Here is a 15,548-nt window from a genome sequence, read left to right as displayed (position 1 = left end):
CGGAACGCGGCGCACCGAACCCGGCGGGTCTACGCCATCCGCCCGAACGTCGCGTCGATGTCAGCCATCTCCATCGCGGCCGTCGCCTCGATGAGTGCGCGGAGCTCGGTGTCGGCACCGGGGGAGTACTCCTCGGGGCGTTCGGGGGAGATGGTCATGGGCGTGCCCGCGGGCGCCTGCTCGCTGGCATCCAGTTGCGTGCCGTCATTCGACGGAGAGGCGCCCTGGAAGATCCTGCCGGCCTCGGACTGGTTGCCCAGATCGAACGAGTACTGCTTGCTCTGCAGCCCCAGGTCGACGAGGCGCTTGACCTCGGGGAATCGCTCGGCATTCGTCTTCGGGATCGGCAGCGAGGTGCGCCAGTTCACACCGAGGGTTTCCAGAGCCTTGGCGTAGGCGTTCTCGCGAGCCTGATCGCGCACGATGAGGTACGAGATGGTGCTGCGGGCCATCTTGTTGTCGGTCATCTCGTACAGTCGGCACTTCTGCAGACGTCCGGTCGACTCGAGCATGAGGTTGTAGAGCAGGTCGAGCACGAGATTGCCGGAGTTGTAGACGTAGCTCCCCGACCAGGGGTTTCCCGCCGCGTCGACGGGGAGCGCGCCCTGTGCCCCGACGAGGTAGTGGTGGATGTTGCCGTGGTCGACGGCGATGCTCAGCGGCGTGGCTCCTCCGGCGCCGGGCTGATCCACCGGGTCGCTCGGCTTTCCCCGGTTTGCGGGCGATCCGTCGAGCAGCCGCGAGATCGTGGTGCCGATCAGCTCGACGTGGCTGATCTCCTCGGTGCCGATGCCCTGAATGAGGTCTTTGTACGGTTTGCCCGACGGGCCGCGGAAGTTGATGCTCTGGAAGAGGTACTGCATCATCGTGCGCATCTCACCGAACTGCCCGCCGAGACCCTCTTGCAGGGCATTGGCGGCGGCCGGATCCGGCTCGTCCTGAGCGATCTCATTGATGAATTCCTGAACGTGGAAATACATGTGTCCTCCAAGGGGTGTGGCGCAAAGGGTGCGCCCCATCCGCCCCACGGCTGACCCCCTCGCCACCGACGTCGCGGGCGGATATCCTCCGGCGAGGGTTCGCGGGCAACGGGTCGGGGGGAGATCGTTCACAGGCGGCACAAAAGAATGAACCGGGGAGGCGTAAAGGTCGTGTCCCTACCGTGAGCACGAACGCGTGAACTCGGCACGACCCTAGGAGGACCCCCATGATCCACACCACCGCCGTACCCCGTCCCGTCCGCGTCGGCACCGCCCTGCTGGGCGTCGCCGGCATCGTCACCCTCGCCGGCTGCGCCGGCGGCTCCACCACCGAGGCCGCCGCGCCCGCTCCGTCCGAGACGTCCGTTGCTCCCGCCGCCACCTCGGCTCCGAGCGCGAGCGCCACCACGGACACCGCGACGACGTCGGGCACCTACACCGACGGCACCTACGAGGCGACAGGCCAGTACGCGACCCCCGAGAGCGTCGAGACCGTCGATGTCACCCTCACCATCGCGGGCGACACGATCACCGCGGTCGAGGTGACCGGCGACCCCCAGGCCGCGGAGTCGAGGCGCTACCAGAGCGAGTTCATCGGCGGCATCCAGGGCGAAGTGGTCGGTAAGAAGCTCGACGAGATCTCGGTCAGCAAGGTGGCGGGTTCTTCTCTCACCAGCGGCGGCTTCAACACCGCCGTGGAGACCATCAAGACCGAGGCCAAGGCCTGACCCTCATGACCACTCCGGCCGCGACGGGCTCGACCTGGGCCTTCGACGCGATCGGCACGTCGTGGGCGATCGACACGGCCGAGCCGCTGCCGTCGGTCGCCCGCGATGCGGTCGCGGCCCTCGTCGAGCGCTTCGATCGCGAGTGGTCGCGCTTCCGCGACGATTCGGTCATCGCAGCCCTCGCGCACGGCCATGCGGCATCCGTTCCCGCCCCGGACGACACGGATGCCATGTTCTCGCTCTACGACGAGCTCGACGCGGCGACGGCCGGGGCCGTCAACCCGCTGGTCGGCGACGCACTGGCGCGCCTCGGGTACGACGCCCGGCTGACGCTCACGCCGTCGGGTGGGCCACAGCCGGCTCCTTCCTGGCGTGATGCGCTCACGTGGGGTGACGGTCAGCTGAGCGTCTCGACCCCGTCGATGATCGATGTCGGCGCCCTGGGTAAGGGCCGCCTCGTCGACCTGGTGCTCGACGTGGTGCGCGCGCACGTCGACGGCGATGCCGTCGTCGACGCCTCGGGCGATCTCGCCGCACGGGGAGCTTCGGTGCGCGTCGCGCTCGAGCACCCGTACGATCCGACGCTCGCCATCGGCGTCGTCACCCTGACCGACGGCGCCCTGTGCGCGTCGGCCATCAACCGCCGCGCGTGGGGCGACGGCCTGCACCACGTACTCGATGCCCGCACCGGCGCGCCCGTGCGGGCCTTCGCCGCCACCTGGGCGCTGGCGGAGACGGCCATGCGGGCGGACGCGCTCGCCACCGCGCTGTTCTTCGACGGCGGCCCGGAGCTGGCGGCATCCTGGAACGCGCAGTGGGTGCGCATGCGCACCGACGGGCGCGTGGAGTGGTCACCCGGATTCATTGGAGAGGTCTTCTCATGAGCGCCACACTCACCGCGGGCTCGACCCGCGTCCTCGGTCTCATCGGCCGGGTGTCGATGTACCGGCTGGTCCTGTCGTCGCTCGGTCTGATCGCACTGATCGCGCTGCTGCTGTCGTTCGGCGGTCTCGTGGTCCCCGAGCCGCTCGAGCTCGTCGCGAGCGCCGTCGTGCTGGCGCTCGCGTGCGCCGCGACCGACCTCGTCGCCCAGGCCGTGCTCCGGATGCCGCGACGTCTGGAATCCTCGCTGATCACGGCCCTGATCCTGCTGTTCGTGCTGCGTCCGTCGATCGAGCCGCTGGGGCTCGCGGGTCTCGCGCTCGCGGGAGTCGTGGCATCCGCGTCCAAGTACGTGCTGGTCTGGCGCGGGCGACACATCTTCAACCCGGCCGCGACCGGCGCGAGCGTGCTCACCATCGTGAGCATCTGGGCGCCCGACCTCGGCTCGTCGGCCTGGTGGGTGGGTTCGCCGTGGCTCGCCGCCCCGGTGTTCGTGCTCGGCGTTCTCCTCCTGGTGCGCACGGACAAGCTGCCGATCGTCGCGGTGTTCTGGGCCGTGGCGATGGCGGTCGCGTTCACGCGCACCACCGTGCAGTTCCAGGCGGCGGGTTTCCCCGTCGATGTGCCCGCCGTGCTGCTGCAGGTCGCGTTCTCGTCGCCCTTCCTCTTCCTGGGCGCCTTCATGCTGTCGGAGCCGCTCACCCTGCCTCCGCGCCGGACGCAGCAGTACCTCGTCGCGATCGTCGTCGGCGTTCTGGCCGGCTGGCCGTTGCCTGTCGGCGACATCACCCTCGGCCAGGAGCGGGCACTGCTCATCGGCAACCTGCTTGCGTTCCTGCTGTGCCTGCGGGCGGCCGTCCGTCTGCGCGTCGAGCGGCGCCGCGATCTCACGCCCACCGTGCGCGAGTTGACCTTCCATGCCGCCCGGCCCTTCTCGTTCTCGCCGGGGCAGTATCTCGAGCTCGACGTGCCGCACCGTCGCCCCGATGCCCGCGGCACCCGTCGCGAGTTCTCGATCGCGTCGGCACCGGAGGATCTGCCCACCGTGCGGATCGCGTTCAAGGACGGGTCGCAGTCGTCGTACAAGAAGGCCCTCGCCGCCGTCGAGTCCGGGTCGACGCTCGCCGTCACCGGGGTGTGGGGCGACTTCGTGCTGCCGTCGCGGCCGACCGCGCCCGTGCTGCTGGTGGCCGCCGGCATCGGCGTGACGCCGTTCGTGTCGCAGCTGCGCCACCTCGTCGCCACGGGTCGAGACCGCGACGCGGTGCTCGTGTACGTCGTGGCGGAGGCCGCGGAACTCGCCTTCCGCGACGACATCGCCGCCAGCGGCATCCCGGTCGTGGTGTACTCGCGTGACGAGCCGCACGGCCTGCCCGCGGGGTGGACCTGGGCCGGCCCCGACCGGGTGGATGCCGAGGGACTCCTGCGCGCCGTGCCCGACATCGCGCAGCGCGCGGCCTACGTCTCCGGTCCGCCGCGGCTGATCTCAGCGCTGGCGCCGGCGCTGTCGAAGGCGAAGTCGCTGACGACCGACGCGTTCGCGGGGTACTGATCCGGGGTGGCGGTGAGCGGAGCCAGTCGGAAGAGTGGGGAGATGGACTTCTTCCCCGACGACGCTCCCGGCGACGACCAGAATCCGTTCGATCAGGTGGACGAGCGCACACCGTCGTTCGAACCGCCCCGCGACGAGCTTCCCGCGTTGTTCGCCGTGTGCGAGGTCATCGGACGGGGCGATGACGTCGTCGTCGCTCTGACCGGCGTGCGGGTCTATTCGGACGGCGTGGAACTTCTGGTCGATCGGCATCTGCGCCGGGGCAACCGCGACCCCCGCGAATGGCAGTTGGCGCAGATGGACTTCTCCGGTCACTGGGGTCCGGCGATGAACGGCAGCGATCGGCTGCGGTGCGGACTCGTCCTCGGCGACGGAAGGCGTCTTTTCGCCGACGGGCATTTCGGGATGCCCGTCACGGAGACGCCCGAGGGGAACACCGTACGCATGACGGGCGGCGGCGGGACCGGTGGTGCCGAAAGCTCGACGATGCATGACGGCCTGTGGCTCCACCCGCTCCCGCCCGAGGGGCCCCTCGAGCTCGTCCTGCAGTGGCCCGCGTTCGGCATCGGGGAGTCACGGGTCATCGTCGACGGCGGGAAGTTGCGGGCACTGGCCGCGTCGGTCAAGCCGCTCTGGGGCTGAGCCCCCAGCCCGCCGAGCCGGTCAGAGCGCGCGCAGCCCCCGCAGCGACTGCAGTTCCCACGTGTTGCCATCCGGGTCGCTGAATGATGCGTAGGCGACACCGCCCAGGTCGCGCACGGGACCGACGTCCACCCCGCGCGCCCGGAGGTTCTCGCGAACGGCCGCGATGTCGTCGACCACGAGATGGATGCCGTGGACGGGGCCGGCATCCGCTCGGGTCATGCCCGTGCCGAAGGCGATGGAGCACGCTGACCCGGGTGGAGTGACCTGGACGATCCGCATGCCGTTGCCGGGCTCCACGTCGTGGTCGAGGTGGAAGCCCACGGCATCGACGTAGAACGCTTTGCTGCGGTTCACGTCGGAGACCGGAAGGGGGATGAGTTCGAGCTTCATGTCCATGCGGTGCCTTGTCCGTGCCGAGATGCGCCCGTCAGGACGTGAGAGAGATCCAGAGCTGCCACCCCGCATAACCGTTCATCACGACCCCGATGAGCGCAACGACCGCACCCGCGACTCCGACCCGGAACGGGCCCTGCAGGCGCTCGGCGCGTTCGCCCGAACCCGCCGCGATCGGCTGCTTCCCCACCCTCACGGTGGCGTGGTAAACGGCAATGCGATACCTCATCAGCAACAGTCCGCCGATGAGAACCGCCATCCCGATGACAAGGGTGGGCAGAGTAGGTGTGGGTGCTCTTTGCGCGGACGTCGACGGCACCGCCGCGCCCGGCTCCATCGACCCTCCGCGCGCGTCATCGGGGACGGGGGATGCCGGTGCGGTGGTGGCGACGGGGGTGGGTGATGCGGTGGCTTTCCTCGTGGGTTCCGTCTCCGGCTCGACGACCTGAGGGGCGGGGGCGGTGTCTCGGGACACTCCGCTGTCCGTCCCGCCAGACGTCTCGCCCTCCCTCCCGCGAGAGGGCGTGGTCGCGTCCCCCGAGCGGAAGTATTCGACGACGGTGCCGTCGGGGCGCGTCGACTGGAAAGGTGCGGTGCCCACGGGCGCCGGGGGCGCCACGGTCGGCACTGCGGTCGGGACGGGTCCGGTCGGAGCGGGCTCGAAGGTTCCTTCGGGAACCGTCGGCTCGGTGTACGGTTCCGAGCCCGGGGGCACCGCCGGCTCCTCGATCACCTCGCCCGTCGGGTCCGGCGAAGTGACCGTCTCAGCGTGCGCCTGGGTTCCCGTCGAGATGATCAATGCGACGAGTACGACAGTGAGAGCCCGGCCCGTGCGCGCGCGAGTAAGCACACCTACCTCCGACTGCTCCAGCTCGATCCCTGCGAGACGGAGCGGGACTCTCAGGTGACGTCCAGCTTATCGAGGCCGCAAAGCGGCGACGAACGGACAGCACAGGCGAGAGAAAACGAACTCTTCGGCTGACGAGCCGCTTCACGCCGGATCGGCCGGCTTCGCGGGGAGACCCGCCTCACGCCGGGTCGGCCGGCCTCGCGGGGAGGCGTACCTCGAAGGTCGTGTCGCCGGGGGCACTGCGGACGGTGATCGTGCCGTGGTGCGCTTCGACGATGGCGCGGGCGATCGAGAGGCCGAGGCCCGTGCCGCCGGTCTTGCGGTCGCGTGAGCTGTCGGCCCGGGCGAACCGTTCGAACAGGTGCGCGGCGACCGAGGGGTCGATACCGGGTCCGTCGTCGTTTACGCGAAGCACCGCCTCGCCATCTTCGTGCGCGACCGAAACGGCCACCCGGCTGCCGGCGGGAGTGTGGGTGCGCGCGTTGGCGAGCAGATTCGCCACGACCTGGTGCAGGCGTGCGGCGTCTCCGGCGAGTTCGACGGGCCGATCGGGAACGTCGATGGTCCAGGAGTGGTCGAGGCCGGCGGGGCGGGCATCGCCCACGGCCTCGACGGCGAGGCGCGTCAGATCGACCGAGCCGAAGACCAGCTCCTGCCCCTCGTCGAGGCGGGCGAGCAACAGCAGGTCTTCGACCAGCGTGGTCATGCGGATCGACTGCGCTTGAATCCGCTCGAGCGACTGCTCCGTCGTCTCCACGGCGAGGGCGATGCGCTGGCGACTCTCGTCGTCCTGCGCCTGACGCATGGCGCGCAGCGAAAGTTCACTGAACCCTCGAATGGATGCCAGGGGCGTGCGCAGTTCGTGACTGGCATCCGCCACGAAACGGCGCATCATTTCTTCGTTGCGTTGGCGAGCGGCGAGCGAGGCCTCGACCCGGTCGAGCAGCGTGTTCAGTGCTGCACCCACTTGGCCGATCTCCGTGTGCTCGTCGACCTGGTCGCCGGGAACGCGTTCGGTGATCGAGATGTCGCCCTCCTCCATGCGCAGCGAAGCCACTCGCGTAGCCGTCTCGGCGACGGCGCGCAGCGGGCGCAGGCCGAGGCGGATGACGATGGCGATGATGACGGCGAGCAGCAGAAGTCCACCGGCGGTGACGAGCGCGACGGTGGTGAGGATCGCGCCGATGGTGCCGGTGACGTTGGAGAGGGGGAGCCCCACGAGGAATGCGCCGCCGCCGGGGGCTGCGTACAACCGTACGAGGTACTCGCCGAGGTTGGGGAGGTTGACGGTCTGCGCCGAGGAGTCGGCCGACTGCAGGGTTTCTGTGATCTGGCTGAGGTCGTCGTCGTTCAATGCGCGAGGACCGTCGTCGTCCACGACGGCGCCGGAGTAGGTCGACCGCGAGTTCATCACCAGCAGGGTCCCGTCGGGGAACCGAGTGGACTCGAGCACGCTCTGAGCGCTTGCCTGGAAGGCCGCCTGGGACTGGATGGCCGGGGCGACCTCGTCGACCTGCGCACCGAGATTGACGTACAGCACCCCGCTCAGGATCGCGCTGGTGGAGATGCCGATCATCACCAGGATGAAGGCGACCATCCCGATCACCGCGGTCATCAGGCGGGCCTGCAACGTCCACGGGTGCCGCAGTCGGGTCACGACGCTTTCGCGCACCGGTGGATCCGGCAGCGGGGCAGCGGGCCGGGGCGGGAGGCTCACTGGGGGGCTTTGATCATGTAGCCCACACCGCGCACGGTGTGGATGAGCGGCTCCTGGCCCGCGTCGATCTTCTTGCGCAGGTAGGAGATGTAGAGCTCGACGACGCTGGAGCGGCCGCCGAAGTCGTAGTTCCACACGCGGTCGAGGATCTGCGCCTTCGACACCACGCGGCGCTGGTTGCGCATGAGGAAGCGAAGGAGCTCGAATTCGGTCGCGGTCAGCTCGATCTCGCGGCCGGCGCGGACCACCTCGTGGCTGTCCTCGTTCAGCGACAGGTCGCCGACGCGCAGGATCGGCTCGGAATCCCGCGTCAGTGCGGTGCCGGCCCGACGCATGAGACCGCGGAGGCGCGCCACCACCTCTTCAAGGCTGAACGGCTTCGTCACGTAGTCATCGCCACCGGCGGTGAGACCGGCGACGCGATCGGCCACGGCGTCCTTGGCGGTGAGGAAGAGCACGGGCACGTCGTTGCCCGAGTGACGCAGGCGCTGCAGGACCGCCATGCCGTCGAGGTCGGGCATCATGATGTCGAGCACCATGGCATCCGGTTCGAAGTCGCGCGCGGACTGCAGGGCGTCGAATCCGGAGCCGGCGGTCTTGACCTCCCAGCCCTCCATGCGCAGCGCCATCGACAGCAGGTCGGTGAGCATCTGCTCGTCGTCGACGACGAGCACGCGCAGGGCGCTCCCGTCGGGGCGGGTGAAGGCGGGGGCGGCGGCAGTCGCGGTCATGCACTCATTGTGCGGGGGAATCTATGACCTTTCTATGGCGCGGGTTATGTGCTTGCTGTGAGCGAGTGCGCCATCGGCTGAAGATCAGCATCATCCCTACCCCCACGGCGGCACCGAGCGTGTTCGCGACGAGGTCGCGCACGTCGGCCACGCGGGTCGGCAGGAACAACAGCTGCCATGCCTCGATACCGGCGCTGAGGATGAGACCGCCCAGGATGCCGTGCCACCATCGGCCGCGCCAGGCCACGATCAGGCCCCCCAGGGGCATGAACATCGCGACATTGGCCGTGAACTCCACCCCGTCGTAGGTCACCCATCCCAGGCCCGGCGCCGACTGCAGCACCCGGACCAGACGCCAGATCAGGCTCTCGACCTCCGGGCCGACGATCGTGGGGCGCAACGTCATCCACCACAGTCCCCACGCGTACAACGCCGAAGCGGCGACGAGCAGTGCCCGTCGCCGCTTCGTGACCGGCCGGGTCAGTGGGTGTCCTCGGCCTCGATCTCGGTGCGATCACCCGACCAGAGGGTGTGGAAGGTGCCCTCTTTGTCGATGCGACGGTAGGTGTGGGCGCCGAAGAAGTCGCGCTGGCCCTGGATGAGGGCGGCGGGCAGTCGCTCGGCGCGCAGACCGTCGTAGTACGCCAGCGACGAGCTGAACGCCGGGGCGGGGATGCCGGCCGAGGCGGCGAGGGCGACGATGTCGCGCCACGAATCCTGGGCGCGGCCGAGGGCCTCGACGAAGTACGGCGCCGTCAGCAGCACGGGCAGGCTCGGCTCGGCGTCGTAGGCCTCGGCGATGCGGTTGAGGAACTGCGCGCGGATGATGCAGCCGCCGCGGAAGATCTTCGACACCGCCGCCAGGTCGATCTTCCAGTCGTACTGGGCGGCGCCGGCGCGGATCTCGTCGAAGCCCTGGCTGTAGGCGACGATCTTCGACGCGTACAGCGCCATGCGCACCTGCTCGATGAACGCGTCGGCGTCGTCGCCGACCAGCACGTCGGTGCCGGACGGGCCGGGGAGCTCGCGCGAGACCTCGCGCTGCTCGGGGTGGCTCGACAGCGACCGCGCGAAGGTGGCCTCGGCGATGCCCGAGACGGGGACGCCCAGGTCGAGAGCGGTCTGCACGGTCCAGGCCCCGGTGCCCTTGGCGCCGGCCTGGTCGAGGATGACGTCGACGAGGGGCTTGCCGGTGGCGGCATCCACCTGACGCAGCACCTCGGCGGTGATCTCGATGAGGTAGGACTCCAGCTCGCCCCGGTTCCACTCGGCGAACACGTCGGCGATCTCGGCGGGGGTCTTCCCCGTGGCCTGACGGATGAGGTCGTACGCCTCGGCGATGAGCTGCATATCGGCGTACTCGATGCCGTTGTGCACCATCTTGACGAAGTGTCCGGCGCCGTCGTGGCCGACGTGCGTGACGCACGGCTCGCCCTCGGCGACCGCGGCGATCGAGGTCAGGATCGGGCCGAGCGTGGCCCAGGCCTCGTCGGAACCGCCGGGCATGATCGAGGGGCCGAGGAGCGCACCCTCTTCACCGCCCGAGACACCCATGCCGACGAAGTTGATGCCCGTGTCGCGCACCGCCTTCTCGCGACGGATCGTGTCAGTGAACAGGGCGTTGCCGCCGTCGACGATGATGTCGCCGGGTTCGAAGACCTTCACGAGCTCGTCGATGACGAAGTCGGTGGGGCGGCCGGCCTTGACCATGATGATCGCGGTGCGCGGCTTCGCGAGCGACGCGGCGAAGTCCTCGTACGAGTACGACGCGACGAAGTTCGCCTCCGGGTGCGCCTCGAGCACGTGCTCGGTTTTGTCGGCGCTGCGGTTGAACACCGCGACGGTGTTGCCCTCACGGCTGGCGAGGTTGCGCGCGAGGTTCGAGCCCATGACGGCCAGGCCCACGACGCCGATGTTCGCGCGGCCGTCACCCGTGCCCTCGGGGCGGGAGTCGGCCTCGGCGGTGGGGCGTTCCACCTCTTCGATGCCGGGCGCACCCTCGTGCACCTGTGCGGCCCGGTGAGGGGCCTGATCCTGATCGGTCGAGGGTCCGGTCGGGGAGGGGGTCGACGTCATTCGTTGCTCCGTAAATCGGCTGCGAGAAGGGGTATCGGGCGCACGTGGGGTTGCCGATGCCACTTTATCGGCTCGGGTCCCCCGTGTTTCAGGCGGGGGAGAGGCGCAGACGGTCGACGACCTCCTGCACCTGCTCCTGCGGGGTGAGGTCGAGGTCGACGCGGATCGCCTGCTCGTCGGCATCCGGCATCTCGAGGGTGTCGAACTGCGAGGTCAGCAGCGACGGGGGCATGTAGTGCCCCTGGCGGCGCAGGAGTCGCTCGAGCACGAGGGCGGGGTCGCCCATCAGCAGCACGAAGGTCACGTCGTCGCGGCGCAGGATGTCGCGGTAGCTGCGCTTCAGGGCCGAGCACGTGATGATGCCCGGACGGTCCGCGGCGATCCGGCCGTCGATCCAGGCGGCGACTCGGTCGAGCCAGGGCCAGCGGTCGTCGTCGTTCAGCGCGTGCCCCGACGCCATCTTGGCGACGTTGGTCTCAGGGTGCAGATCGTCGCCCTCCTGGAAATCCCAGCCGAGGCGGCCGGCGAGCATGCCCGCGACGGTGGATTTGCCGGTGCCGGCGGGGCCCATGAACACGAGGACGGGGTGGGATGCCATGATGCTCTCTTTCCGTTCCGGTCAGACGAACGCGCTGATGACGAGGACGCCGGCCAGGCCCGTGACCGAGATCACGCACTCCAGCACCGTCCATGTTTTCAGGGTCATCGGGATGTCGAGACCGAAGTACTCCTTGATGAGCCAGAAACCGGCGTCGTTGACGTGGCTGAGGAACACCGAACCCGCGCCGATTGCGAGGACGAGGAGGGCCGTCATGGGGGCGTCGAGCGTCTCGGTGAGGGGCTGCAGGATTCCAGCGGCGGTGATGGTGGCGACGGTGGCCGATCCCGTGGCGACGCGGATGACGACGGCGACCAGCCAGGCGAGCAGCAGCACCGACACGCTGGAGCCGGCGACGAGGTCGGCGATGACCTTGCCGATGCCGGTGTCGACGAGCACCTGCTTGAAGCCGCCGCCCGCGCCCACGATCAGCAGGATGCCGGCGATGGGACCGAGGGAGGAGCCGACGACGCTCGTCAACTTGGCACGGTCGAAGCCCGCCCCGCGGCCCAGTACGACGAAGCCGACGAGCACGGCGAGCAGAAGAGCGATGATCGGCAGGCCCAGGAAGTCGATGACGACCTTCCATGCGTCGTTCGAGCCCGGCGCGACGATGTCGGCGACGGCCTTGAGCAACATGAGGAAGACGGGGAGCAGGATGCTGCCCAGGGTCGCGGCGAACGAGGGTCGACGAGCGGGCGCGTCGCCCTTCTCCTCCGCCGAGAGGAACAGCTCGGGAACGGGGACCGGTGCCCACCGGGCGGCGATGGGTGCGAACAGCGGGCCCGCGATGATGACGGCGGGGATGGCCACGATCACGCCGAAGAAGAGGGTCAGGCCCAGGTTGGCGCCGAGCGCGTCGATGGCGGCGAGGGGACCGGGGTGCGGGGGCACGAGTCCGTGCATCGCCGAGAGGCCCGCCAGCGTCGGGATGGCGATCTTCATCAGCGCGACGCCGGAGCGGCGGGCGACGAGGATGATGACGGGAACCAGCAGGACGAGGCCGACTTCGAAGAACATCGGCAGGCCGATGATCGCGCCGATGAGGCCCATGACCCACGGCAGGCTCCGGGGCGTCGCACGGGCGACCAGCGTGTCGACGATGCGGTCGGCGCCTCCCGAGTTGGCGAGGAGTTTGCCGTAGATGGCGCCGAGGGCGACGAGGATTCCGACCCCGCCCATCGTCGAGCCGAAGCCGCCGGTGAAGCTGCTCACGGTGGTGGGGATCGCCATGCCGGCGACGACACCGGTGGTCAACGCGCCGATCGTCAGAGCGAGGAACGGGTGGAGCTTGCCCCACGTGATCAGCACCACGATGAGGGCGACGCCGACGAGGGCGGCCGCGATCAGTTGACCGGCCGGGGCGGCGGGCCCGGTCTCGGCGGCGGCGAGCACGAGGGGTGCGGGAAGGGAGGTGAGGGCCATGAGCGTCCTTGTTCTGGCGGGCGGCAGCAATGCCGCTTGCTATTTGTCGTACATAAAACCACAAGACGACGGATCACGCACGACGAAAATGGAAATGTCGTGCAACACGTCTGGCATCATCGAAGGATGACGACGGAGCGCATCGATGCGGTGTCGCTGCACGACGCGCTCGTCGACCGTCTCGGGTCGGCGATCGTCGACGGCGACCTGGCGGCGGGATCCCGCCTGATCACGGCGGACTTATCGTCAGGTTCCTCCCGCGGCGCCGGCCGTGAGGCCGTCCGCGTGCTTCAGTCGCTGGGTCTCGTCCGCGTGCGCCGCAAGACCGGCGTCGAGGTGCTCCCGTCGACGGAGTGGAACGTCTACGCGCCCGAGATCATCGCGTGGCGGCTCGCGGGCCCCGGCCGCAGCGCGCAGTTGCGCGAGCTCAGCGAGCTGCGGGGGGCGATCGAACCGCTCGCCGCTCGGGCGGCCGCCGCCTCCGCTACCGATGCACAGCGCCGCGACCTCGTCGCAGCCGTCATGGAGATGGCCCGCACCGAGCGCGACGCGGACGGCGCCGAGTATCTCGAGGCCGACGTGCGGTTTCACCGCACGCTGCTCTCGGCATCCGGCAACGCGATGTTCGCCGCTCTCGGCTCGGTCGTGGAGTCGGTGCTCGTGGGGCGCACCCTGCACGACCTCATGCCGCACGACGCCAACCCCCACGCCGTCCGCTGGCATCAGGACGTCGCGTTCGCCGTCACGGCGGGTCGGGCCGAGGAGGCCGCCCAGGCGATGCGTCTGATCGTGCGCGAGGCCGGTGACGCGATGGCATCCGCGAACTCCGCGGACTGACCGCGCTCGCAGGCGTCAGCCCGCGTCCGTCTTGCTCCGCTCGGCCGTGAAGCGGCGGGTGACGGCGATGTCGCGCTCGCCGAGGCCGCGCTCGACGATCTCGTCGAAGGCCTCGCGCAGAGCCGGGAGCAGCGCCGGCCGGGTATCGGTGGCCGCAGCGACGTCCGCCGCGAAGCCCAGGTCCTTCACCATGTACCCCGCGATGCCGCTGGGGGAGTCGTCACCGTCGACGAGCTTCTGCCGACGGCTCTCGAGCAGGTTCGACCCGGCGTATCCGCCCCCGAGAAGCGCCCACAGGGCGGCGGGGTCGACATCGGAGCGGGCCGCGAGCTCGGTCGCTTCGCCGAGGGCCAGGATCGTCGCCGCCACGACCATCTGATTGCACGCCTTCGCGACCTCTCCCGCGCCGAGCGGGCCGAGGCGCACCGGGGTGCCGCAGGGAGTCAGGAGGGCGGCGGCGAGGTCGGTGTCGGCGGGCGAGCCGCCGAGCATGATCGACAGCGTCCCGGCTTTCGCGCCGTCTTCGCCGCCCGAGACGGGGCAGTCCACGACACGGATGCCGGGGGCCAGGCGCGCGGCGAGCTCGCGCACACCGACCGGCGACGACGTCGATCCGATCAGGAGCAGGAAATCGCGCTCGCCGATGCCGGCCAGCAGGCCGTCGGGTCCGTCGAGGTGCTCCTCGAGCTGGGGGAGGTCGGGCAGCAGGACCAGGACGGCGTCGGTTGCGGCCCCGAGTTCACGGGCGGTCGAGGCCCAGTGCGCACCGGCGTCGATCAGGGAGGGACGTTCGCGGCGGGCGTGCACCGTGAGGGCGCCGCGCGCCGCAAGCAGGTGTTTCGCCATCGGCTCGCCCATCGCGCCGAGGCCCCACACGCCCAGACGGACGTCGGTCGCTGCGGGGGTGGCCGTCTCTTCGTCGAGCTGCGTCATGGCGACATCCTATCGGCTGGACAACAGGTTGAACAGGGTTCAGTATGGTGAACGAGGATTCACGCGAGCCGTGGCGGTCACCGACCGACGCGGCGGAGGGAGAGACGACGATGTCGACCAACGAGAGACTACGCGCCGTGGTGGCCGTGCCCCTGAAAGAGGAGCACTGCCGTCTCATCGAGCGGCTGGAGCCGCGGCTGGACCTCGTGCGTGACGCGCGGCTGACCCATCCGATGCGCGGCCCCGCCGACTGGTCCGGCGACCCGGCCCACGAGCGCTCGGCGAAGGAGCAGGACGAGTTCGACGCCCTGATCGACTCGGCCGACGCGCTCTTCGGCATCCCGGACGTCGATCCCGCAGCCCTCGCCCGTACCGTCGTCGCGAACCCGCGCCTGCGCTGGGTCATGACCACGGCCGCGGGCGGCGGCGGCCAGGTCAAAGCCGCCGGGCTCGACCGTGCCGCACTCGACCGAGTCGTCTTCACCACGAGTGCGGGCGTCCACGGCGGACCGCTGGCGGAGTTTGCCGTGTTCGGTGTGATGGCGGGCGCGAAAGACCTGTCCCGCCTCGCGCGCCAGCAGGACGAGCGCGCCTGGACCGACCGGTGGGAGATGCGACAGCTCGACGAGATGACCGTGCTGGTCGTCGGTCTCGGCGGCATCGGTGCCGAGTGCGCCCGTCGCTTCCGGGCCCTCGGTGCCGAGGTGTGGGGGACGACCCGTTCCGGCGTGGCCGTCGACGGGGTCGATCGCCTGATTCCGCTCGACGACCTGGTCGGCGCGGTCGCAGAGGTGGATGCCATCGTGGTCACCCTCCCCGGCACCGACCAGACGCACCACCTCGTCGACGCGCACGTCCTCGCGGCGGTCAAGCCCGGGGTGATCCTCGCCAGTGTCGGTCGTGGCACCGTCATCGACGAGTCGGCGCTCCTGGCGGCGCTGGACGACGGTCGCGTGTCTTTCGCCGCCATGGACGTGTTCGAGGTGGAGCCGCTGCCGGAGGAGTCCCCGCTGTGGCGGCATCCGCGCGTGCTCGTGAGCCCGCACACGGCCGCTCTCAGTAGCAAGGAGGAGGAGCGCATCGCCCGCCGCTTCGCCGAGAACGCCACGCGACTGCTCGACGGTCAGCCGATGCGCGCCGTTGTCGATACGGTCGAGTTCTACTGACGCGTCGCCCCGGCGGCGCCGGCACGACGGGGAGG

General features: G+C 69.9%; 16 protein-coding genes. 6 read left to right on the top strand and 10 right to left on the bottom strand.

Annotated features, from left to right (window positions below; translation table 11 throughout):
- Positions 1-29: 29 nt before the first annotated feature.
- A complete protein-coding gene (locus MT347_RS04935) occupies positions 30-980 on the bottom strand; it encodes a manganese catalase family protein (protein WP_243498639.1) in 951 nt (316 codons plus the stop codon).
- A 227-nt stretch (positions 981-1,207) separates the two neighbouring features.
- On the opposite strand from MT347_RS04935, the gene MT347_RS04930 reads away from it, so the two are divergent.
- From MT347_RS04930 to MT347_RS04915, 4 genes are read left to right on the top strand one after another with little or no spacing between them, the layout of a single operon-like run.
- Entirely contained in the window at positions 1,208-1,708 is a 501-nt protein-coding gene (locus tag MT347_RS04930) for a hypothetical protein (protein WP_243498637.1), read from the top strand.
- 5 nt (positions 1,709-1,713) lie between these two features.
- Positions 1,714-2,592 (top strand): FAD:protein FMN transferase, encoded by an 879-nt coding sequence (locus tag MT347_RS04925; RefSeq protein ID WP_243498635.1) that lies wholly within the window; start codon positions 1,714-1,716, stop codon positions 2,590-2,592.
- Positions 2,589-4,142: an FAD-dependent oxidoreductase gene (locus MT347_RS04920; RefSeq protein ID WP_243498633.1), complete on the top strand. Its 1,554-nt coding sequence runs from the start codon at positions 2,589-2,591 to the stop codon at positions 4,140-4,142. The genes MT347_RS04925 and MT347_RS04920 overlap by 4 nt, the downstream gene beginning before the upstream one ends.
- 42 nt (positions 4,143-4,184) lie before the next feature.
- Positions 4,185-4,784 carry a hypothetical protein gene (locus MT347_RS04915; RefSeq protein WP_243498631.1) on the top strand — a complete coding sequence of 200 codons (600 nt, stop codon included), beginning with the start codon at positions 4,185-4,187 and terminating at the stop codon, positions 4,782-4,784.
- Between the two features lie 21 nt (positions 4,785-4,805).
- Here MT347_RS04915 and MT347_RS04910 read toward each other — a convergent pair whose 3' ends face one another.
- The 8 genes from MT347_RS04910 to MT347_RS04875 all read right to left on the bottom strand — a co-directional run bounded on the left by MT347_RS04910 (position 4,806) and on the right by MT347_RS04875 (position 12,577).
- Positions 4,806-5,183, bottom strand: a complete 378-nt coding sequence (locus tag MT347_RS04910) for a VOC family protein (RefSeq protein ID WP_243498629.1) — start codon at positions 5,181-5,183, stop codon at positions 4,806-4,808.
- Positions 5,184-5,214: 31 nt separating this feature from the next.
- On the bottom strand, positions 5,215-5,655 hold the full coding sequence (locus tag MT347_RS04905; protein ID WP_243498627.1) for a hypothetical protein: 441 nt from the start codon (positions 5,653-5,655) through the stop codon (positions 5,215-5,217).
- Positions 5,656-6,208: 553 nt separating this feature from the next.
- Positions 6,209-7,687, bottom strand: coding sequence for an ATP-binding protein (locus MT347_RS04900; RefSeq protein ID WP_308194206.1), 1,479 nt, complete (start codon positions 7,685-7,687; stop codon positions 6,209-6,211).
- 56 nt (positions 7,688-7,743) lie between these two features.
- Positions 7,744-8,478, bottom strand: coding sequence for a response regulator transcription factor (locus MT347_RS04895; protein WP_243498625.1), 735 nt, complete (start codon positions 8,476-8,478; stop codon positions 7,744-7,746).
- A gap of 4 nt (positions 8,479-8,482) precedes the next feature.
- A complete protein-coding gene (locus tag MT347_RS04890; protein WP_374206494.1) occupies positions 8,483-8,908 on the bottom strand; it encodes a VanZ family protein in 426 nt (141 codons plus the stop codon).
- Between the two features lie 50 nt (positions 8,909-8,958).
- Positions 8,959-10,554 (bottom strand): NADP-dependent phosphogluconate dehydrogenase, encoded by a 1,596-nt coding sequence (gene gndA / locus MT347_RS04885; protein WP_243498620.1) that lies wholly within the window; start codon positions 10,552-10,554, stop codon positions 8,959-8,961.
- An 88-nt stretch (positions 10,555-10,642) separates the two neighbouring features.
- The gene (locus tag MT347_RS04880; protein WP_243498618.1) at positions 10,643-11,152 is read right to left on the bottom strand and encodes a gluconokinase; all 510 of its coding nucleotides are present in this window, start codon (positions 11,150-11,152) and stop codon (positions 10,643-10,645) included.
- 21 nt (positions 11,153-11,173) lie between these two features.
- Positions 11,174-12,577 carry a GntP family permease gene (locus tag MT347_RS04875; protein ID WP_243498616.1) on the bottom strand — a complete coding sequence of 468 codons (1,404 nt, stop codon included), beginning with the start codon at positions 12,575-12,577 and terminating at the stop codon, positions 11,174-11,176.
- Positions 12,578-12,703: 126 nt separating this feature from the next.
- On the opposite strand from MT347_RS04875, the gene MT347_RS04870 reads away from it, so the two are divergent.
- Positions 12,704-13,414: a FadR/GntR family transcriptional regulator gene (locus tag MT347_RS04870; RefSeq protein ID WP_243498614.1), complete on the top strand. Its 711-nt coding sequence runs from the start codon at positions 12,704-12,706 to the stop codon at positions 13,412-13,414.
- 15 nt (positions 13,415-13,429) lie between these two features.
- Here MT347_RS04870 and MT347_RS04865 read toward each other — a convergent pair whose 3' ends face one another.
- The gene (locus tag MT347_RS04865) at positions 13,430-14,347 is read right to left on the bottom strand and encodes an NAD(P)-dependent oxidoreductase (protein WP_243498612.1); all 918 of its coding nucleotides are present in this window, start codon (positions 14,345-14,347) and stop codon (positions 13,430-13,432) included.
- A gap of 110 nt (positions 14,348-14,457) precedes the next feature.
- On the opposite strand from MT347_RS04865, the gene MT347_RS04860 reads away from it, so the two are divergent.
- Positions 14,458-15,513: a D-2-hydroxyacid dehydrogenase gene (locus MT347_RS04860; RefSeq protein ID WP_243498610.1), complete on the top strand. Its 1,056-nt coding sequence runs from the start codon at positions 14,458-14,460 to the stop codon at positions 15,511-15,513.
- Positions 15,514-15,548: the final 35 nt, after the last annotated feature.

Source organism: Microbacterium sp. VKM Ac-2923, from assembly GCF_022815605.1.
Lineage (GTDB): Bacteria > Actinomycetota > Actinomycetes > Actinomycetales > Microbacteriaceae > Microbacterium.
The sequence above is the reverse complement of the archived record's forward strand: the minus strand, read 5'-3'. Positions and strand labels throughout refer to the sequence as shown.